The sequence below is a fragment of the Mesorhizobium wenxiniae genome (genome assembly GCF_002284535.1).
GTDB lineage: Bacteria > Pseudomonadota > Alphaproteobacteria > Rhizobiales > Rhizobiaceae > Mesorhizobium > Mesorhizobium wenxiniae.
Genome location: NZ_NPKH01000020.1, coordinates 703,455 through 722,853 on the forward strand (window position 1 = coordinate 703,455; position 19,399 = coordinate 722,853).

Annotated in this window: 19 protein-coding genes and 1 pseudogene; 8 read left to right on the forward strand and 12 right to left on the reverse strand. The window is 63.3% G+C overall.

Annotated features, from left to right (window positions below):
• The first annotated feature begins 18 nt into the window (after positions 1 to 18).
• The 5 genes from CIT31_RS13665 to CIT31_RS13685 all read left to right on the forward strand — a co-directional run bounded on the left by CIT31_RS13665 (position 19) and on the right by CIT31_RS13685 (position 4,172).
• Positions 19 to 678 carry a TRAP transporter small permease subunit gene (locus CIT31_RS13665; protein WP_095518994.1) on the forward strand — a complete coding sequence of 220 codons (660 nt, stop codon included), beginning with the start codon at positions 19 to 21 and terminating at the stop codon, positions 676 to 678.
• Complete coding sequence (locus CIT31_RS13670) at positions 675 to 2,096, forward strand: TRAP transporter large permease (protein ID WP_029348357.1); 1,422 nt, start codon at positions 675 to 677, stop codon at positions 2,094 to 2,096. The genes CIT31_RS13665 and CIT31_RS13670 overlap by 4 nt, the downstream gene beginning before the upstream one ends.
• A 396-nt stretch (positions 2,097 to 2,492) precedes the next feature.
• Positions 2,493 to 3,017: a hypothetical protein gene (locus CIT31_RS13675; RefSeq protein WP_095518995.1), complete on the forward strand. Its 525-nt coding sequence runs from the start codon at positions 2,493 to 2,495 to the stop codon at positions 3,015 to 3,017.
• Positions 3,018 to 3,067: 50 nt separating this feature from the next.
• Positions 3,068 to 3,424, forward strand: coding sequence for an SDR family NAD(P)-dependent oxidoreductase (locus CIT31_RS13680; protein WP_206073359.1), 357 nt, complete (start codon positions 3,068 to 3,070; stop codon positions 3,422 to 3,424).
• Positions 3,425 to 3,458: 34 nt separating this feature from the next.
• Positions 3,459 to 4,172 (forward strand): haloacid dehalogenase type II, encoded by a 714-nt coding sequence (locus CIT31_RS13685; protein WP_095518996.1) that lies wholly within the window; start codon positions 3,459 to 3,461, stop codon positions 4,170 to 4,172.
• Positions 4,173 to 4,254: 82 nt separating this feature from the next.
• On the opposite strand, the gene CIT31_RS35105 is transcribed toward CIT31_RS13685, so the two are convergent.
• The 6 genes from CIT31_RS35105 to hisS form a co-directional block, all read right to left on the reverse strand.
• Positions 4,255 to 4,404 carry a hypothetical protein gene (locus CIT31_RS35105; RefSeq protein WP_245316224.1) on the reverse strand — a complete coding sequence of 50 codons (150 nt, stop codon included), beginning with the start codon at positions 4,402 to 4,404 and terminating at the stop codon, positions 4,255 to 4,257.
• 190 nt (positions 4,405 to 4,594) lie between these two features.
• On the reverse strand, positions 4,595 to 5,068 hold the full coding sequence (locus tag CIT31_RS13700; protein ID WP_065010942.1) for a VOC family protein: 474 nt from the start codon (positions 5,066 to 5,068) through the stop codon (positions 4,595 to 4,597).
• A 164-nt stretch (positions 5,069 to 5,232) separates the two neighbouring features.
• Positions 5,233 to 7,005, reverse strand: a complete 1,773-nt coding sequence (locus tag CIT31_RS13705; RefSeq protein WP_095518997.1) for an AMP-binding protein — start codon at positions 7,003 to 7,005, stop codon at positions 5,233 to 5,235.
• A gap of 202 nt (positions 7,006 to 7,207) precedes the next feature.
• Positions 7,208 to 7,912, reverse strand: coding sequence for an ATP phosphoribosyltransferase (gene hisG / locus CIT31_RS13710; protein ID WP_095518998.1), 705 nt, complete (start codon positions 7,910 to 7,912; stop codon positions 7,208 to 7,210).
• Complete coding sequence (locus CIT31_RS13715; RefSeq protein WP_095518999.1) at positions 7,909 to 9,030, reverse strand: ATP phosphoribosyltransferase regulatory subunit; 1,122 nt, start codon at positions 9,028 to 9,030, stop codon at positions 7,909 to 7,911. Before CIT31_RS13715 ends, hisG begins: the two co-directional genes overlap by 4 nt.
• Before the next feature lie 264 nt (positions 9,031 to 9,294).
• The gene (gene hisS / locus CIT31_RS13720) at positions 9,295 to 10,794 is read right to left on the reverse strand and encodes a histidine--tRNA ligase (RefSeq protein WP_095519000.1); all 1,500 of its coding nucleotides are present in this window, start codon (positions 10,792 to 10,794) and stop codon (positions 9,295 to 9,297) included.
• A 215-nt stretch (positions 10,795 to 11,009) separates the two neighbouring features.
• Here hisS and CIT31_RS13725 point away from each other — a divergent pair, with 215 nt between their 5' ends.
• Positions 11,010 to 11,261 (forward strand): hypothetical protein, encoded by a 252-nt coding sequence (locus CIT31_RS13725; protein ID WP_095519001.1) that lies wholly within the window; start codon positions 11,010 to 11,012, stop codon positions 11,259 to 11,261.
• A gap of 53 nt (positions 11,262 to 11,314) precedes the next feature.
• Here the strand turns inward: CIT31_RS13725 and CIT31_RS13730 are convergent, their stop codons facing one another.
• Positions 11,315 to 11,950 (reverse strand): DNA-3-methyladenine glycosylase I, encoded by a 636-nt coding sequence (locus tag CIT31_RS13730; protein WP_095519002.1) that lies wholly within the window; start codon positions 11,948 to 11,950, stop codon positions 11,315 to 11,317.
• A gap of 213 nt (positions 11,951 to 12,163) precedes the next feature.
• On the opposite strand from CIT31_RS13730, the gene CIT31_RS13735 reads away from it, so the two are divergent.
• Together CIT31_RS13735 and CIT31_RS13740 are read left to right on the forward strand one after the other, a co-directional pair.
• Complete coding sequence (locus tag CIT31_RS13735) at positions 12,164 to 12,910, forward strand: L,D-transpeptidase (RefSeq protein ID WP_095519003.1); 747 nt, start codon at positions 12,164 to 12,166, stop codon at positions 12,908 to 12,910.
• 273 nt (positions 12,911 to 13,183) lie between these two features.
• Entirely contained in the window at positions 13,184 to 14,104 is a 921-nt protein-coding gene (locus CIT31_RS13740; RefSeq protein ID WP_095519004.1) for a bifunctional 5,10-methylenetetrahydrofolate dehydrogenase/5,10-methenyltetrahydrofolate cyclohydrolase, read from the forward strand.
• Positions 14,105 to 14,302: 198 nt separating this feature from the next.
• Here the strand turns inward: CIT31_RS13740 and glcF are convergent, their stop codons facing one another.
• The 5 genes and pseudogenes from glcF to CIT31_RS13765 all read right to left on the reverse strand — a co-directional run bounded on the left by glcF (position 14,303) and on the right by CIT31_RS13765 (position 19,391).
• Positions 14,303 to 15,634, reverse strand: a complete 1,332-nt coding sequence (glcF, locus tag CIT31_RS13745) for a glycolate oxidase subunit GlcF (RefSeq protein WP_095519005.1) — start codon at positions 15,632 to 15,634, stop codon at positions 14,303 to 14,305.
• A 9-nt stretch (positions 15,635 to 15,643) separates the two neighbouring features.
• The gene (locus CIT31_RS13750; RefSeq protein ID WP_095519006.1) at positions 15,644 to 16,045 is read right to left on the reverse strand and encodes a DUF4870 family protein; all 402 of its coding nucleotides are present in this window, start codon (positions 16,043 to 16,045) and stop codon (positions 15,644 to 15,646) included.
• On the reverse strand, positions 16,042 to 17,298 hold the full coding sequence (locus tag CIT31_RS13755; protein ID WP_095519007.1) for an FAD-binding protein: 1,257 nt from the start codon (positions 17,296 to 17,298) through the stop codon (positions 16,042 to 16,044). Before CIT31_RS13755 ends, CIT31_RS13750 begins: the two co-directional genes overlap by 4 nt.
• A 76-nt stretch (positions 17,299 to 17,374) precedes the next feature.
• Positions 17,375 to 17,892: pseudogene (locus CIT31_RS13760) on the reverse strand (endonuclease domain-containing protein).
• Between the two features lie 2 nt (positions 17,893 to 17,894).
• The gene (locus tag CIT31_RS13765) at positions 17,895 to 19,391 is read right to left on the reverse strand and encodes an FAD-linked oxidase C-terminal domain-containing protein (RefSeq protein WP_095519008.1); all 1,497 of its coding nucleotides are present in this window, start codon (positions 19,389 to 19,391) and stop codon (positions 17,895 to 17,897) included.
• Between the last annotated feature and the right edge of the window lie 8 nt (positions 19,392 to 19,399).

Below are 19,399 nucleotides of genomic sequence, written 5' to 3' on the forward strand. Positions count from 1 at the left end.
TCTGACGGAACCCAGCACATGCTCCGTTACATTGCATTCGCCGACGAACTTTCGGCATGGTTTGGAAAGGTGTTCGCCTGGAGCGTCGTCGTCATGACGCTCGGCGTGAGTTATGAAGTTGTCGTGCGATACCTGTTCAGCGCGCCGACAGCGTGGGCATTCGACCTCAGCTACATGCTCTACGGCACCATGTTCATGATGGCCGGCGCCTACACCTTGTCGCGAGACGGGCATGTGCGCGGCGACTTCATCTACCGTCTGTGGAGGCCGCGCGTGCAAGCAGCGGTCGAACTTGTCCTCTACATCATCTTCTTCTTCCCAGGCGTCACGGCGCTGATTCTGGCCGGTTGGAAGTATGCCGCGCGCAGCTTCCGCTATCTCGAGGTAAGCTCGAACAGTCCGGCCGGGATTCCGATCTTCCAGTTCAAGGCCGTCATCATGGTGGCAGGCATCCTGCTCTTCATGCAGGGGATTGCTCAGGTGTTCCGCTGCGTCGTCTGTCTGCAAACCGGAACATGGCCGCGCGCGGCTGAGGACGTGGAAGAGACCGAGAAGGTGCTGATGGAAGCCAAGACGCTCGATGTTCTGCATCACGGTTCGGAAGCAGTCGATCTTCCATTCATCCACCCCGACAAACACCCCGACAACCAACCCGACCGCGACGGAGAAGACAGATGAGCGATCCTCAGGTCGCCGTCGCGATGCTGCTCATTCTGCTTCTGGCGATCTTCCTTGGCTTCCCGGTTGCGTTCACTTTGATGGCGCTGGGGGTCGCCTTTGGCTACTACGCTTATTTAAATCCGGGGCGGATGTGGCGCGCCTACGAACGGGCGGTTGAGGATGGTGCCGACGGCTGGACGCTTACGGAGCATTGGATCGGCGGCTTCTTCAACAACCGCATTTTCGACCTGTTCGTGAATCAGACCTATTCAGTGATCTCGAACGACGTGCTGACCGCCATCCCGCTGTTCCTGTTCATGGGCTACATCGTCGAGCGGGCCAATATCATCGAGCGCCTTTTCGGCACCCTCTATATTGCCACCCGGCACATTCCTGGCTCCATGGCGGTCGCCGCCCTCATCACCTGCACCCTTTTCGCAACGGCTACAGGCATTGTCGGCGCGGTCGTGACACTCATGGGCCTGCTGGCGTTCCCCGCCATGCTGAAGGCGCGGTACGACATCAGCTATGCCTCGGGAGTGATCTGCGCGGGCGGAACCCTCGGCATTCTCATTCCGCCGTCCATTCTGCTCATCGTCTATGGCGCGACGGCGGGAGTTTCGGTGGTCCGTATGTATGCTGCAGCCCTGCTTCCAGGACTGCTGCTTGCCGGCCTTTATCTGATCTATGTGGTGGCGAAGGCGGTGCTGCAGCCGCAGGTGGCGCCGAAGCCGACCCGAGACGAGGTAGGGCACTATTCGGTCCTGCAAATCAGCTGGATGCTGCTGACCTCCTTCGTCCCTCTGGCGGTCCTGATCCTCGCGGTGCTCGGCGCTATTCTCTTCGGCCTCGCCACGCCTTCCGAGGCTGCCGCCATCGGCGCGCTCGGCGGCGTGGTGCTGGCCGCCGCCTACCGGGCCCTGACGTGGAAACGCCTGAAGGAGTCGGTCTATCTGACGGCGCGCACGACCGCAATGGTGTGCTGGCTGTTCGTCGGCTCCGCGACCTTCGCCTCGGTCTTTGCCTATCTGGGAGGCCAGCAACTGATCAGCGATTTCGTCACCGGCCTCGATATGTCGCCGCTGATGTTTCTGATCGTCGCCCAGATCATCATCTTCATCCTGGGCTGGCCGCTGGAATGGACGGAGATTATCGTGATCTTCGTCCCGATCTTCCTGCCGCTGTTGGCGCATTTCGAGATCGATCCGCTGTTTTTTGGCGTACTCGTCGCGGTCAATCTTCAGACGGCCTTTCTGTCGCCGCCCATGGCGATGTCGGCCTACTACCTCAAGGGCATTTCGCCGCCGCATGTTCAGCTTTCGGATATTTTCCGCGGAATGATGCCCTATATGCTGATCGTTATCCTGTGCATGGTCATCATCTACATCTTCCCGCAGATCGTGTACGGGCTGCCCAACCTGATCTACGGAGGCTGAGACGGGTATGCCGCGGCGGGCGGAGGACAATAGATGAATTTGAGCCGCTTCCTGGCCGTATCGGCGTTTGTTGTCTTTCTGGCGTTTTTCGGCGTCGTAATCCGGTTCGTCCCGCATCCAGATCTAGGCGTTGCGGTCGGCATCGGCGTCCTCCTTGCGGGCTACGACCTATGGAGCCAGCTAAGGTCTCGCGCGAGGTAATAGCTGGATTGGGGCGGTCGCGGGGAAGCTGCATGGCTGCAGCGACGATGCGGGCGAAGGCCGAACCGTCCGCTCGGCGTGAGAACATCAACTTCAATCAAATCCTCGTGAGTTGCGCCGAACGCCCGGAACCGCCGACGCGTGCCCGGCATTGGTTTTGCGGATGAGTCTGCGTCCAGAACAAGGAGCAGTGTTATGGCTTACCGTGATTACATCCACACGCCGGTGACGCCGCGCGACATCCGATGGGGACTCCAGCAGGGTGCCGTTGCGGGCATTGTCGCAGGCCTCGTCTTTGCGGCGTTTGAAATGACGGCGAGTGCGTTCATGATGGGGGCGGAAGCGTTTTTCACGCCCCTGCGCATGATCGGCGCCATCGCGCTTGGACCGGAAGCTCTCGATCCCGGCTACCCGCTCTTGACGGCCAGCATCGCTGGCGTGATCGTGCATTTGATCCTGGCCATCGTCTATGGGATCGTGTTCGGGGAGATTGCCGCAATGCTGCGAGGGCAGGCCACCTTCATTGGTCTCGGCAGCATCTTTGGCCTAGCCTTGTGGCTCGTCAATTTCTATGTGATCGCGCCGATCGCGTTCCCCTGGTTTCTGCAAGCAAGCCCGGTCGTGCAGTTCATTGCCCACACATTCTTCTTCGGTACCGTCCTCGGCTGGTTCCTGTGGAAATCGCACGAGAGAAGCGGGCTCGAAGGACCGGCGGTTTAGCCTTGCCAGCACCGACCTGGCGCCGTCGGATTGAGGCTGAACAGACAGCGGTGATCACCGGCGCTTCTGCTGGCATTGGGCGCGCTGTTGTGCTGCGCCTCGCGCGGGAGGGTGCGAAGGTCGCTTTGATCGCCCGCGACAAGCCCGCTCTGAGCCAGCTGACAGTGGAAATCGAAGGTGAGGGCGGCGAGGCTCTCGCCATAACCGCCGATGTTTCCGACGCGCCCAAGTATTCGCAGCGGCCGACGAGATCGAGTCAGCACTGGGGCCGATCGACGGGCAACCGCTCAATGTCATGTCCAACGATCTGGCATAGAAAAGCGGACGGCTGGCTGCCCTACAACGATCAGGTTTTCGACTATCTCAAGCGGCAGCTCGACAAGATCGGCCCCTCTTACCGCGACTGACGGCCCCCCCAATCGACGAGTATGGAGAGCGAAAGTGACGAAAGTTGAGGTATTGTTCTTCGACGTCCTGGGGACCGTTGTCGATTGGCGCGGCAGCATAGCGGCGGAGGCAAGTTCTTTTCTGAAGCGCCACGATGCTTTGCATATCGACGCTAGTGCTTTTGCCGATGCTTGGGTCGGACGCTATGACGCATCGGTTGAAGCCGTTCGCTGCGGTCGGCGGCCCTTTGTCCCGCTCGATCTGCTCAACATGGAGAACCTGGAAGCCTGTCTGAAAGGATACGGGTTGATGCCATCGGCTGTACCGAGCGCCGAACTGGAAAATCTCAATCTGGCTTGGCACCGCCTCAAGCCGTGGCCGGACTCGGTGGAGGGTCTTTTCAGATTGAAGGAACGCTTTATCGTCGCACCGCTGTCCGATGGGAACACCCGACTTCTGGTGGACATGGCAAAACATGCCGGGCTGCCATGGGATACGATCCTCGGCGCTGATGTCTCCGAGGCCTATAAGCCGATGCCACAGGTGTATCTTCGTGCCTGCGAGTTGCTGGGCGTGGAGCCGGACAGAGCGATGCTGGTTGCCGCCCACGACTACGATCTGGACGCCGCGCGTCGATGCGGATTGAAGACGGCGTATGTCGTTCGCGCAAATGCGCATGACCCGTCGAAGGCTGCCGTTGTCAAGCCGCGCGACGGTTGGGAATACATGGCAAATGACTTGATCGAACTCGCTGCAGTTCTGAAGTAGGTTGCGAGGGCCGCTCCGGCAGCCGGCAACAAAAGGCCGCGTTGTCCGCAAAGAGTCAGCACCAGCGTGCCGTACGGCTCGCCTACACGCCGAGCCACCGCTCGGCATGGTCGAGCATCACGAAAATGGTGATGAACATAATCGCGCTCGAAAGCGCTCCGATAAGGATCCTGACGCTCAGCGAACCTTCGTCTACCGACAGCGCGCTGGCTCCGACTGCGACAGCCATCACCAGGGAAATGAAGGTGCGGAGCGGTCGAGTTGCCCGTATTGCAGAGCAAGCCAATGACATCGCCGACTATCACCCGATCGCCCAGCTTGATGCGAAGGCTGCCGCGCTGCGCAAGCTGGTGGCTGGACGGCCGCACTTGGGCGGCGAGCGGACAAGCTCTGGCAGCAATTGGCCGCAAATCGATGGAGCATCAACCGCGCCGCGCCGCCTCGATCGCGGCGACGTCGATTTTCACCATGGTCATCATGGCATCAAACGCGCGCTTTGCCTCGTCGCCGCCAGCCGCCATCGCGTCAGTCAGCACGCGCGGCGTGATTTGCCAGGAAATCCCCCATTTGTCTTTGCACCAGCCGCACACGCTCTCCTGGCCGCCGTTGCCGACAATGGCATTCCAATAGCGGTCGGTCTCCTCCTGATCATCGGTGGCGATCTGGAAAGAGAACGCTTCGTTGTGCTTGAACTCGGGACCCCCGTTGAGGCCGATACAAGGAAGGCCCGCGACTGTGAATTCGACCGTCAACACGTCGCCCTCTTTGCCGGCCGGGTAGTCACTGGGTGCACGGTGCACGGCACTCACCACGCTGTCAGGAAATATCTCGGAGTAGAAGCGGGCGGCAGCCTCGGCGTCCTTATCGTACCAGAGGCAAATCGTATTCTTTGCCATTGCGGGTTCCTTTCGCTTTGGGGCCGAGATTTCGGCCTTGTTTCCCCATCCGCTCTCTTCCGAAATAGGTAGCCAACCGCTTTTCTCCACCCCGGAAGCATGCGTCTCGCCCGGGCGTCGCAAAGGGCAGCCAACAGGACTACGATGCTCCGCCGGTCCGGCCCTCAGGCGGTCTTCGGCGTCACCAGCCCCAGTTCGTCAACCATCGCCTCGCGCATGAGAAACTTTTGCGGCTTGCCGGTCACCGTCATCGGCAATTCGGTGCGAAAGCGGATGTGGCGCGGGAGCTTGTAGTGGGCGATCTGGCCGGCGCAAAAGGCCTTGATCTCCTGCTCGGTGGCGATCTGGCCCGGCTTGAGCACAATCCACGCGCAAAGCTCCTCGCCATATTTCGAGTCGGGAATGCCGAACACCTGCACTTCCCTGACCTTGGGATGGCGATAGAGGAACTCCTCGACCTCGCGCGGATAGACGTTCTCGCCGCCGCGGATGACCATGTCCTTGACCCGGCCGACAATGTTGCAATAGCCCTCCGCATCGATGGTGGCGAGGTCGCCGGTGTGCATCCAGCCGTCGGGATCGATCGCCTCGCGGGTTTTTTCCTCGTCGTCCCAATAGCCCTTCATCACCGAATAGCCGCGCGTGCAGAGTTCGCCCGGCGCACCGACCGCAACGGTGGCGCCATCGGCATCGATCGCTTTGACCTCGACATGGGGGTGGACGCGGCCGACCGTCGAGACGCGCTTTTCCAGTGGGTCGTCGACGCTGCTCTGGAACGACACCGGGCTGGTCTCGGTCATGCCATAGGCGATGGTCACCTCTGCCATGTGCATCAGCGACACCACCTTCTTCATCACCTCGATCGGGCACGGCGAGCCGGCCATGATGCCGGTGCGCAAGCTGGTGAGATCGAAGGTGTCAAAATCCGGATGGTCGAGCAGGCCGACGAACATAGTCGGCACGCCGTATAGGCCGGTACAGCGCTCGCCCGCCACTGCCTTCAGCGTGGCGCCGGCATCGAAGCCCTCGCCCGGGAAAACCATGGTTGCGCCCTTGGTGACGCAGCCGATCGTGCCCATCGACATGCCGAAGCAGTGATAGAGCGGCACCGGGATGCACAACCGGTCCTCGACGGTCAGCCTGATCGCCGATGTGACGAAATTGCCGTTGTTGACGATGTTGTTGTGGGTCAGCGTCGCGCCCTTTGGCGCGCCTGTCGTGCCTGAGGTGAACTGGATGTTGATGGCGTCGCCGGGCTTCAGCCCCTCGGAGATCCGGTCGAGGCTGTCATGCTCGTCACGTCCTGCCATCGCCAGAACGTCGGCGAAATTGAACATGCCGGGAGAATTCTCCTCGCCCATGCGGATGACGATCTTCAGCGCCGGCAATTTTTTCGCCTCAAGTTTGCCGGGCGTCGCAGTCGCGATCTCCGGCGCGAGCGTCTCAATCATGCCGAGATAGTCGGACGTCTTGAATTTGGCGGCCGTGACCAGCGCTCGGCAAGCGACCTTGTTCAACGCATAATCCAGCTCGGTCAGCCGGTAGGCCGGATTGATGTTGACCAGGATCAGGCCGATGCGCGCGGTGGCGAATTGCGTCACCAGCCATTCCCAGCGGTTCGGTGACCAGATGCCGACGCGGTCTCCCTTTCCGAGGCCGAGCGCCAGGAAGCCTGCGGCCAGGGCATCCACCGTGTCTGAAAGTTCGCTCCAGGTGAAGCGCTTGTCCTGTTCGACGAAGACCGCGGCATCGAGCGTGCCGTATCTGCTGACGGTGTCCGAAAGCAGCGCCGGGATGGTCTGCTGCAGCAGCGGAACGGTGCGCTCGCCCGACACATGCGCCCGGCCGTCGACCGGCGCGACAAACGTACCGCCGTTGCGCGGGCGGCGGCCGCGCAGACTGGTGGCATTCTTCAACTCGTCGAGATTGATCGGCATCGCCGTCTCCTCCGCAGACGAGGCCGAGTCTATCAGCCTGCCGGGGTGGTGGAAATCCCGTTGATGGTACTGGAGCGCGGCGATCCCTCCCCCTTGAGGGGAGGGTGGACAGCCGCCGAAGACGGATGGACGGGTGGGGTCGTTGCGGCAGCGCTCGACGTGAGACGACCCCACCCGCCTCGCTCCGCGAGGCACCCTCCCCTCAAGGGGGAGGGATTGCGCCTGCCACCTTCGCCGCGATGTCGCGCAAGATTGCCTCGTCCGCCGCCGTACGCAGCTTCCGCGATGCGACAAGGCAGGCCTGCGAGCGCAGAATGACGCCGTCGGCCAGCACCTTCAGATGGTTGGCGCGCAGCGTCGAGCCTGACGTGGTGATGTCGACGACGACATCGGCCAATCCCGCCGCCGGCGCGCCTTCGGTGGCGCCCAGGCTCTCCACGATGCGATAGACCTGGATACCGTGCTTTTGCGAAAAGAACTGCTGCGTCAGCCGCCAGTATTTGGTTGCGATCCTGAGCCGCCTGCCGTGGCGCTGTCGGAAATCGGCGGCGACATCGTCGAGATCGGCCATCGTATCGACATCGAGCCAGATGTCGGGCACCGCCACCACGACATCGGCGTTGCCGAAACCGAGGCGGGCGACGATCTCCGCACGCGCCTCCCAATCGGCGAGGCTTTCGCGCAACAGATCCTCGCCGGTGATGCCGAGGTCGACCGAGCCCTGGCCGATCTCGCCTGATATTTCGGACGCCGACAGAAACGCCACCTCGACGCTCTCCACACCTTCGATGCGGGCGCGGTATTTACGCTCGTCGCCGGGCAGGCTGACGGCAAGCCCGGCGTTGGCCAGCACCTCCAGCGCCTGCTCCTTGAGCCGGCCCTTCGACGGGATCGCCAGCGTGATCATTGCGCCTTCTCCCGCAACGCTTCGATGCGGTCGAGCCAGACGGAAAAGCCGACGCCGGGGATCGGCGTTTTCGCGCCGAGCAGCGTCAGCAAGCGGTCATAGCGGCCGCCGCCGGCCAGCGGCCGGTCGCCGTTTTCCGCCGCGATCTCGAAGACCAGACCGGTGTAATAGTCGAGCGGACGACCGAAGGCGGCGTCGTAGCGGATTTTTGCCGTGGGCAGGCCAAGAGCTTCGATCGACTTTGCACGTGCGGAAAAATTGTCCAGCGCCGCGCCCAGCGAAAGTCCGGCGCCGGCCGCGAACGTTTCGAGCGCCTGTGCGGCGCCGTCAAGCGCTACGTCGATCGCCAGAAAATCCTTCAGCGCCGAAAACGCCTCGTTCGACAGCCGCACGCTGCGCAGTTCGGCCTTTTCGATGAGCCGCCTAGCAATGTCGGCCGGCGAGCGCCCGGCCGACGCCGACAGCCCCGCTTGCTCCATGCCGCCGGCGATGTGCGACGAAAGCCCTTCCAGGTCGCCATTGAGGACAAGGGCAGCGACTGGGCCGGCGAGCTGGCCGTTGCGTGGCGGGTTGGCGAGGTCGGCAAGCGCTGCCTCCAGCATCGCCGCCGAACCGAAAGCCCGGGCCAGCCGCATGCGCCAGCCGCGCGGCAGGCCGAGCGCGGCGAGCACCGCTTCGAATATGGTCTGATCGCCGAGCGTGATCGCCAGTGCCTGGTCCGGCAGCACCAGCGAAAGCAGCGCATGCGCATCGGCCAGCGAACGGGCATCGGCCTGCGGCGTGTCGCGGTCGCCGAGATCCTCGATGCCGGCTTGGAAGAACTCATTGCCGCCCTCGCGGCGCTGGCGAAACACCTCGCCGAGATAGGAATAACGGCGCGGCGTGCCGGCCTGGCTGGCGATGTGGTCGAGGCAGACCGGGATGGTGAACTCGGGCCGCAGGCAAAGTGTGAGGCCGGTCTCGCTTTCGGTGAGGAAAATGCGGCGGCGCAGATCCTCTCCCGCCATATCGAGGAATGGGTCGGCCGGCTGCAGCACCGCCACCTCGACCGCATGCGTGTTTCGCGCGGCGAAGAGTTTTGTGATGTCTGATGCGATGGCGGGGTAGCTGGAGGTCATGGCAGGCGCCCTTCCCTTCTCCCCCTGTGGGAGAAGGTGGATTGGCGCGCAGCGGGTGCGGGACGGAGTGCGGAGGTTAGCGTTCTATGGCGCCCCCCTCTGCCCTGCCGGACATCTCCCCCACTTGGGGGGAGATCGGCTGTCGTCGCCGCTTTCGCCAATCGCCGACACTGAACGGATGGAGCCGCCGGTGAAACTGGCGATCTCCCCCCATGTGGGGGAGATGTCCGGCAGGACAGAGGGGGGCGCGACGAAACGCGACCTCTACTTGCCACGCGCTCGCTCCTCGGCCTGCGCCGCGAGTATCTTCCTGACCTCGCGAACCAGCTCGCTTTCCGCCACCGTCACCTGCGCCGGGCGTGCGGCGCGCCATTCGGCGTTGTCCGCAATCTCCGCCGACATGCGGGCGCCCTCGATCAGGTCCTTGATCTGCACCTCAGCCTTGGCCCGCTCGTCGCCGCCCTGGATGATGGCGACCGGGCTGCCGCGGCGGTCGGCATATTTGAGCTGCGCCTTCATGCCGGCGCCACCGAGATACATTTCGGAACGGATGCCGGCGGCGCGCAACTCGGCCACCATCTTCTGGTAGCGGCCGAGGCTTTCCGTGTCCTTGTCCATGGTGAGCACGACGACCGGTGCGATCACGTCAGACGTATCGAGCTTGCCGAGGTTCTTCAGCGCGGTCATCAGCCTGGAGACGCCGATGGAAAAGCCGGTCGCCGGCACCGGCTCCCCACGAAAGCGCGAGACGAGGCCGTCATAACGCCCGCCACCGCCAACCGAGCCGAAGCGCACGATTTTTCCCTCTTCGTTGGGGATCTCGGCCAGGAGCTCGGCTTCGTAGACCGGACCGGTATAATATTCGAGACCACGAACGACGGAACGATCCATAACTATTCGGTCTTCGCCATATCCAGCTGCCCTTACCAAGTCTTCAATGGTTGATAGTTCGGCAACGCCTTCGTTGAAGGACTGGCTGGCTCTCACTGCGGAGTCCGGGTGTCCTAAATCACCTAGCTCAGGCTTCGCCGTAGCGTGAAGGATTGCCTCAGCTTGAACGTTGTCCAGCCCGGCGCCCTTGGTAAAATCACCGCTCTCGTCCTTGCGTCCGGTGCCAAGCAGCAGACGAACCCCCTCGACGCCCAGCTTGTCCAGTTTGTCGATCGCCCGCAGCACCGTCAGCCGCCGGCCGACATTCTCGTCGCCACCGAGGCCGATCGCCTCGAGCACGCCGTCGAGCACCTTGCGATTGTTGACCCTAATGACGTAGTCGCCGCGTTTGATGCCCAGCGCCTCCATCACGTCGGCCATCATCATCGCCATTTCGGCGTCCGCCGCCACACCCGGCGTGCCGACCGTGTCGGCATCGAACTGCATGAACTGGCGGAAGCGGCCGGGGCCGGGCTTCTCGTTGCGGAACACCCAGCCGGAGCGGTAGCTGCGATAGGGTTTCGGCAGACGCTCGAAGTTCTCGGCGACGAAGCGGGCCATCGGCGCGGTCAAATCGTAGCGCAGCGACAGCCACTGGTCATCGTCGTCCTGGAAGGAGAATACGCCCTCGTTCGGCCGATCCTGGTCGGGCAGGAATTTGCCCAGCGCATCGGTGTATTCGATCATCGGCTGGTCGACCGACTCGAAGCCGTAAAGCTCATAGACCGAGCGGATCGTCGCCATCATCTTCTCGACGGCGCGGATATCGTCGGCGCCGCGGTCGACAAGCCCGCGCGGCAGCCGCGCTTTCATCTTTTCCGATTTGTCGGCCATCGTATGGGTACTCGGTGTTTCCTAGCGTTCCGTGGATCGGCAAAATTACTGAATTTCCACAGCGCGGGTGTCCTAACCGATGCAGCCGGGAGCGGCAAGGGTTTGCATTTTTCCTGAAACACACCGGGCCAAAACGAAACAATTCCGCCATGAGCGCGGCATCGTGCCGACACAATCGCAGCCGATAAAGCGCGCCGAAACAAGGGGTTCGAGCCATGACCACGGCACGGCAATTCGACATCATCGACAGCGGCACCCGCGAGCGGCCCCGGCTGCGGCCGGCCGATCATCATGCACCGAGGCCTGCAACCCAAATGGCGGGACCGTTCGAGGTTGCCGCGGACGAGCGTACAGGACCGACCATGCGCGATGCGCTGGTGACCGGCCTGCTGGTGATCTACCCAGCCCTTGCCACGGTGGCGGCCATCGTCGCCGGGCTTTTTCTGGCCGGCGCCAGCGGCGCTTGAGTTTTTGAGCGCCCTTTCCTTCTCCCCTTTGTAGGAGAAGGCAAAAAGGAAGCTCACTTCGGCCGCTTGAACGCCTTGCGCTCCGCCTCGACCTGCTCGCGGCAGACACAGCCCTCGAGATGGTCGTTGACCAGCCCCATGGCCTGCATGAAGGCGTAGACGGTGGTCGGGCCGACAAAGCTCCAGCCGCGTTTTTTCAGCTCCTTTGACATCCGCACAGAGACCGCCGTGGTCGGGTTGGCGCGCAGATGCGCGAGATCGACGATTTCGGGCCGCTGGTCCGGGCCGGGTTCGAACTTCCAGAACCAGGCCGCCAGCGAGCCGGCCTCGTCGGCCATTTCACGGGCGCGCTTGGCGTTATTGATGGTCGAGACGATCTTGCCGCGGTGGCGGATAATGCCGGCATTGCCGAGCAGGCGTTCGACATCCTCGTCGGTGAAGGCGGCGATCTTGTCGATATCGAAGCCGGCGAACGCCTCGCGGAAATTCTCGCGCTTGCGCAATATGGTTAGCCAGGACAGGCCCGACTGAAAGCCTTCGAGGCAGATTTTTTCGAACAGCCTGGGGTCGTCAGTGACCGGCCGGCCCCATTCATGATCGTGGTAGTGCAAATAATCCGGCAGATTGCCGTGCCAGAAGCAGCGCGCGACACCGTCGGGTCCGGAGAGCAGGCCTGTCTTCTCATCCATGGCAGAATTCCATTCGTTAATGCGTCTCAGCGCTGCCTTTACCGCGGCTTTACCAGATTCCTGAACCGGCCGGTAACCACACCGAAAGGTTTACTGACAATGGAGCATTTTACGCATTCCGATTCACGTTTCGGTTGCCGCTCCGCGCCCAATGTCCGCGAAATCGGGGACGCTTTTGGGCCCCGGCGTGTTCGATGATCAAGGTGCGTTCCGATGAAGACACTTTTGTTCCCGCTGCTCGGCGCCGCGGCCGTGCTGGCCGCTGCCGCTACATCCTCCAGCGCCAATGACCGCTATGCCGACAGGCCGCCAGTGATGGTGAGCCCCGACCTTTCGGCGCCCTGGGTGCTGCAGCTTGGCCGCGCGCCGGGCATCGTCCGCCAGAACCGGCAAGAGATGCAAAAGCCGCAGCGCCGTTCTCAAAGGCAGGCGCAACCGGCTCAGCTGCATACGGCGGCGATGCAGGCGCCGGCCAAGAAGCGCCTGCTCGCGCGGCCGCAGATCAACCCGATCTACCTGCCGCAGGAGGTGGCCTATGACGGTCCGGAGAAGCCGGGCACGATCGTCATCGATACGAGGGAGAATTTCCTTTATCTGGTCGAGACCAACGGCAAGGCGCGGCGCTATGGCGTCGGCACCGGCAAGCCGGGCTTCGAATGGGCCGGCAAGCACAAGATCTCGCAGAAGAAGGTCTGGCCCGAATGGCGACCGCCGGCGCAGATGATCTCGCGCGAGGCCGCCAACGGCCGTTATCTGCCGACCTATGTCGCCGGCGGCGTCGAGAACCCGCTCGGCGCGCGCGCTCTCTATCTCGGCTCGACGCTCTACCGCATCCACGGCACCAACCAGCCCTGGACGATCGGCGGCGCCGTGTCGTCGGGCTGCATTCGCATGCGCAACGAGGACGTCGTCGACCTCTATGAGCGGGTCGATGTTGGCACGACGGTTGTGGTGATGTAATCTGCAGTTGATTTTGTTGCCGATTCTGTCCAGAAGACTCTGGATCATCGGAACACGGGGGACGGGCCGTGTGGGGATGCGGCCAGTCAAGAAAGGGCAGCGCGGCAAACCGCGCTGCCCTTTCTGTTTCTAGGACGCGACAGGATCACGTCTGGCAGGGTCAGCTTTGACCGGTAGGTCGCGCCCGGGGTATGGCGGTTCGCATTCTCGCTGCCATTCTTCTCGTTATTTTGCTATGTCGGCTGCAACGTTCCCAGACAAAGGCCAATCTACATGCCCCTGTCCGATGACAGCCGCTATCTCAAAGGCGGCCCGGTCGCCCAACGCATCATCGCCTCGGTGCGCGAGGATGCAGCGATCGCTACCGCAGAAGGTTTTCCGCCCAAACTGATATCGATCACCGTCGGCGACACCGCTGCGGTCGACGTCTATGTGCGCAACCAGCGCGCCAAGGCGGCATTGGCCGGCATCGGTTTCGAGGAAAGACGGTTTGCCGCCGACATCACCGCCGGCGAACTCGAAGCAGCGATCCACGGTCTTAATGCCGATCCGCGCGTCACCGGTATCATCATCCAGCGGCCGGTGCCGGTGCATATCCCGATCAAGACGCTTCAGGCGGCGGTGCATCCGCTCAAGGACGTCGAGGGCATGCACCCGGCCTCGATCGGCAACATCGTCTACAACCAGCTCGACCTTGCACCGTGCACGGCGGCCGCTTCGGTCGAACTGCTCAAGGAGACCGGCCTCGATCTGAAGGGGCTCGAGGTCGTCATCGTCGGCCACTCCGAGATCGTCGGCAAGCCGATCGCCTTCCTCTTGATGAGCAAGGGCGCGACGGTGACGGTCTGCCATCACATGACGCGCTCGGTGGCAGCGCACGCGCGCCGTGCCGATGCGCTGTTCGTCGCCGTCGGCAAGCCGCGGTTGATCAAGGCCGACATGGTCAAGCCGGGTGCAGCCGTCATCGACATCGGCATCAATGCCGAGACAGGACCGGACGGCGAGAGCCGCATCGTTGGCGACGTCGACGCCGAGAGCGTCAAGCATGTCGCGTCCTGGATCACGCCAGTGCCGGGCGGCGTCGGCCCGATCACCGTGGCGATTCTTTTGCGCAACACGATGGTGGCGCTCAGCCGCCAACGCGCACGCTACCAGGCGACCTACGGCGTGGTGGACAAGCTCGCGGCGGAATAGGCACGTACCGGCAGGCCCCCTCACCCAGCCTCCGCTTCGCTCGGCTGACATCTCCCCGAGGGGAGAGGCGGCTTTCAAGGCCGGCACCAGTCTCTTGTCCCCAACGGGGAGAAGGTGGCAGCCCACGGGTCTTGCCTCCGGCAAGCCCGAGTACAGGCTCCGCGGCCGGATGAAGGGGCTCGCCTCAGAACTGTCCCGTCACTCCGCTGCCACGACTGCCCTGTTGTCCGGAACGCCTTCCGGCCTCGGTCCGCCATAGGCCCAGTCGAGCAGTTTTACCGTGTGCACCACAGGCAGCTTCGCCGCTGACGCAATCTGGGTGATGCAGCCAATGTTGCCGGTGGCGACGATTTCAGCACCTGTCGCCTCGATATTCCTCACCTTGCGATCACGCAGCTGTACCGAAATCTCGGATTGCAGGATGTTGTAAGTGCCGGCCGAGCCGCAGCACAGATGCCCCTCGCGCGGCTCGCGCACGATGAAGCCGGCTTTGGCCAAAAGCTCCTTGGGCTGGCGGGTGATCTTCTGGCCGTGCTGCATCGAGCAGGCAGAGTGATAGGCAACGATGGTGCCGGGCTTGCGCACCGGCTCGGGCAGGTCGAGACCCACCAGATATTCCGTGATGTCCTTGGCCAGCGCCGACACGCGCGCCGCCTTGTCGGCATAGGCCGGATCGAGGCGCAGCATGAAGCCGTAGTCCTTGATGGTGGTGCCGCAGCCCGACGCGGTGATGACGATGGCATCCAGCCCTCCCTGGTCGATGGCACGCGTCCAGGCGTCGACATTGCGCCTGGCCGAGGCAAGCGCTGCCCCCTCGCGGCCCATGTGATGCACCAGCGCGCCGCAGCAGCCCTCACCCTCGGGAACCACGACCTCGACGCCCAACCGCGTCAGCATCGCGATCGTCGTGTCGTTGATGCCGGGATCGAGCACGGATTGTGCGCAGCCGGTGAGAATGGCGACGCGGCCGTTTTTTGCTGCGCCCTGGCCGGCATGGATGCCCGGCGAAGCCATTGGCGAGGCCGCAGGAACCGACGCCGGGGCAAGCTTGAGCATCGCGCCCAGCGGCTTCAGCGCCGGGATCTTTTCGAACAGACCGGCGAATGGCTGCGCGAGCCTCGCCAGCTTGAGCGCAGCGCGAAAGCGCGAGGGATAAGGCAGGACAAAGGCCAGCATGGCGCGCATCAGCCGATCGAGCGGCGAGCGCCTGTAGGTCTCCTCGATATGGACGCGGGCGTGGTCGACCAGATGCATGTAATTGACGCCCGACGGGCAGGTTGTCATGCAGGCGAGGCAGGACAGGCAGCGGTCGATATGGGTGACGATCTGCTTGTCAGCGGGGCGACCGTTCTCCAGCATGTCCTTGATCAGGTAGATCCGCCCGCGCGGCGAATCCAACTCGTTGCCAAGCGTCACATAGGTCGGGCAGGTGGCCGTGCAGAAGCCGCAATGCACGCATTTGCGCAGGATCTTCTCCGATTCCGCGACATGCGGATCGGCAAGCTGGGCAAGCGAAAAATTGGTCTGCACGCAAAAATCCTATAATCCCAAGAACCAGCTTTCCGGGTCTTTGACCGGCTCGCCCCGCTGCAGCGCCTGCAGGCCGAGAATGCAGCGGGCGATGAACCAGACGGCGACGGCGAACATCAGCACGACGCCTATCGCCACCATCATCAGCACAACCGAGATCAGCGCATAAAGCAGACCGATCCAGAAGGTGCGGATCAGGAATGTATAGTGGCTCTCGACGAAGCCGCCTGCTTTGCCGCGGTTGATATAGGCCAGCACGATGCCGACAATACCGGTGACGCCGATGACGAGGCTGGCGAGATAGAGGATGTAGATGACCAACGCGTTGGTCGGACCCGGCTCCAGCCAGCGGTCGGTCTGGCGCGGCGCGGGTTTACCTGAATCGATCGGGCCTGGATTGACGTCGCTCATAATGCTGCTCCCTCGGTTGCCGTGCCAAGAGTAGCAGAGCTTGCAGCCGGCGCCATACGGCCGGGATTGAGGATATTCTTAGGATCGAATTCGGCTTTGAGCCGCGCCAACAACGCTGCCAGTTGCGGCGCCTGCGGCTCAAACACCGGCACAGCGGCGCGATGCGAAGGCGCCGCGCGCACCAGCGTCGCATGGCCGCCGCCATACTGTCTCACCAGGCCGCGCAGAAGATCGGCTTCGGGATCGCCATGCTCCATGCGCAGCCAGATCAGTCCGCCCTGCCAGTCATAGAAGGCATCGGCCGCCGCCTGCATGCGCAGCGCCAGCACCATCTGGTGACCTTGCGCCGGCGCCATCGACACGCGCCACACCGGCTTTTCCAGGCCGTCGGCAAACGGCGCGCAATCTCTGATGTCGCGCCAGACGGAATGCGAGATATCGCCCGAAATCTCCTCGAGCGGGCCGGCATTTCCGAGCAGGTCTTTCAGCGCGGCGATGCGGTAGGCGACCGACGGGCCGAACCCCTCGACGCGCAGCAATGTCGCCGCGGCATTGCCGAGGCTGCCGCCGGCGACCCGCGCGGCGACGCGTTCGGGAAGATGGGCCGCACTCGACACTTCGGTGCTGGAGCCGAGCGCCAGCGCCATGGCGGCGGCGGCATGATCGTCGAGCAGGCCGCGCAGAGCGAGCGTGACTTCGGTCTCGGCTGATGGCAGCACCTTGAAGGTGACGTCGGTGAGGACGGCAAGCGTGCCCCAGCTGTTGGCCATGAGTTTCGACAGGTCGTAGCCGGTGACGTTCTTGACGACGCGGCCGCCGGACTTGAAGGCCTCGCCGCGACCGGAAACCGCCGCAACGCCGAGAATATGGTCGCGCGCCGCCCCCGCCTTCAGCCGGCGCGGGCCGCAAAGGTTCGCAGCCAGCACGCCGCCAATCGTGCCTCGCCCTAACTCACCGCCGAGCAGCGGGCCGTAATCCAGCGGCTCGAAGGCCAGCTGCTGGCCGTTTTCGGCAAGCAGGCTTTCGATGTCCGCGAGCGGAGTGCCGGCTTTGGCCGACAGCACCAGTTCGGCCGGCTCGTAGAGCGTCACGCCGGATAGTTTCGACAGGTCGAGCGTATGCTCGGTCTGCAGCGGACGGCCGATACCGCGCTTGGAACCATGGCCGAGGATTTCGAGCGGCGAGTCTTCGGCGGCGGCCCAGGCAACGGTGGAGAGGGTTTCGGCTGCGGTGGAGGGAGTGAAGGTGGTCATGGCTATCTCTGGTTCCTCGCTCCCGCAACGCGGGGGAGAGGTGGCTCGGGCGAAGCCCGAGACGGAGAGGGGGCAATCATAGAACGCCACCTCCAATCTTCTCGGCCGCAAAAACGAACCTCAGGTCCGAGGCGATCACGTCTTCGGCCAACCGCCCTTCCAGCGCCGCAAGAATGGTCTCGCAAACGCTTGTCCGGCTCTTGAGTACGTCGACGTTCCAGAACCGCACTACCGAGAACCCTTCGCCACGCATGAATTCGTCGCGTCGTCTGTCATAGGAACTCTCGGCGGCATGGTGACTTCCGTCCAGTTCAACGACCAGCTTTTCGCTTCGGCAGGCGAAGTCGGCGAAATACGGCCCGATTGGCATCTGTCGCACGAATTTATATCCGCCAAGCCTTTTGGCTTTCAGTTCGGTCCACAGGTTGCTTCCATCGGATTGTCGCCATGCCGAAGCTCACGAGCACGCGCGATCCTTTCAGGCGAGCGGCGACTTGGCACGTCGGCCGCAGACCCCCTCTCCGTCTCGGGCTTTGCCCGAGCCACCTCTCCCCCGCTTCGCGGGGGCGAGGAACCCCCATTCTGAAATCCCATCATCAAAACCTCGGAATGTCCGGAAACGCTGTCTGCCCGCGATGCACGTGCATGCGTCCGAGCTCGGCGCAGCGGCGCAACTGGGGAAACACCTTGCCCGGGTTGAGCATATGGTTGGGATCGAAAGCGCATTTGACCCGCATCTGCTGGTCGAGGTCGATCTGGTTGAACATTTCTGGCATCAGGTCGCGCTTCTCCACCCCCACCCCGTGCTCGCCGGTCAGCACGCCGCCGACTTTGACGCAGAGCCGCAGGATGTCGGCGCCGAAACTTTCCGCCTTGTCGAGCTCGCCCGGCACATTGGCGTCATAAAGGATCAGCGGATGCAGGTTGCCGTCGCCGGCATGGAAGACATTGGCGACCCCGAGGCCGTATTTCTCCGACAGTTCGCGCATCCCGTGCAGCACGCGCGGCAGTTCCTTGCGCGGGATGGTGCCGTCCATGCAGTAGTAGTCGGGCGAGATGCGGCCGACCGCCGGAAAGGCAGCTTTGCGGCCGGCCCAGAAGCTCAGCCTCTCCTGCTCCGACTGCGAGATGCGGCATGTGGTCGAGCCGTTCCTATAGGCGATGGCTTCGACAAGGCCGATCAGGTGATCGACCTCGACGCCCGGCCCGTCGAGCTCGACGATCAGCAGCGCCTCGACATCCAAGGGATAGCCGGCATGGACGAAATCCTCGGCCGCGTGGATCGCCGGGCGGTCCATCATCTCCATGCCGCCCGGGATGATGCCGGCGCCGATGATGTCGGCGACGCATTGGCCACCCTGCTCGCTGGTCGGGAAGCCGATCAGCAGCGCGCGCGCCGTCTCCGGCTTCTTCAGGATGCGCACAGTGACCTCGGTGACGACGCCGAGAAGCCCTTCGGAACCGGTCATGACCCCGAGCAGGTCGTAGCCTTCCGCGTCGAGATGCTTGCCGCCGAGCCGCACCACCTCGCCGTTCATCAGCACCATCTCGATACCGAGCACATTGTTGGCGGTAAGACCGTACTTCAGGCAATGCACGCCGCCGGAATTCTCCGCGACATTGCCGCCGATCGAGCAGGCGATCTGGGAGGATGGATCGGGGGCGTAGTAAAAGCCCTCCTGCTCGACGGCGGTGGTGATGCCGAGATTGGTGACGCCCGGTTGGGCGACGACGATGCGGTTGGGAAAATCGATCTCGAGAATGTGGTTGAACCTGCTCATCACCAGCAGCACGGCATCTTCGAGCGGCAGCGCGCCGCCGGACAGCGAGGTGCCAGAGCCGCGCGGCACGACGCGGATGTTGCGGTCGTTGCAATATTTCAGCACGCGCGAGACCTGCGCCACCGTTTCGGGCAGCACCACGACCAGCGGCAATTGCCGATAGGCGGTGAGGCCGTCGCTCTCGAACGCACGCATCGAATTGGCAGCGTCGACGACGCCTTCGCCCGGCACGATGATGCGCATATCGGCAACGATCTCGTCGCGCCGGCGCATCGTGGCGTCGTCTGGCTTCGGCATCAGCAGGCCGGACATCGACAGTC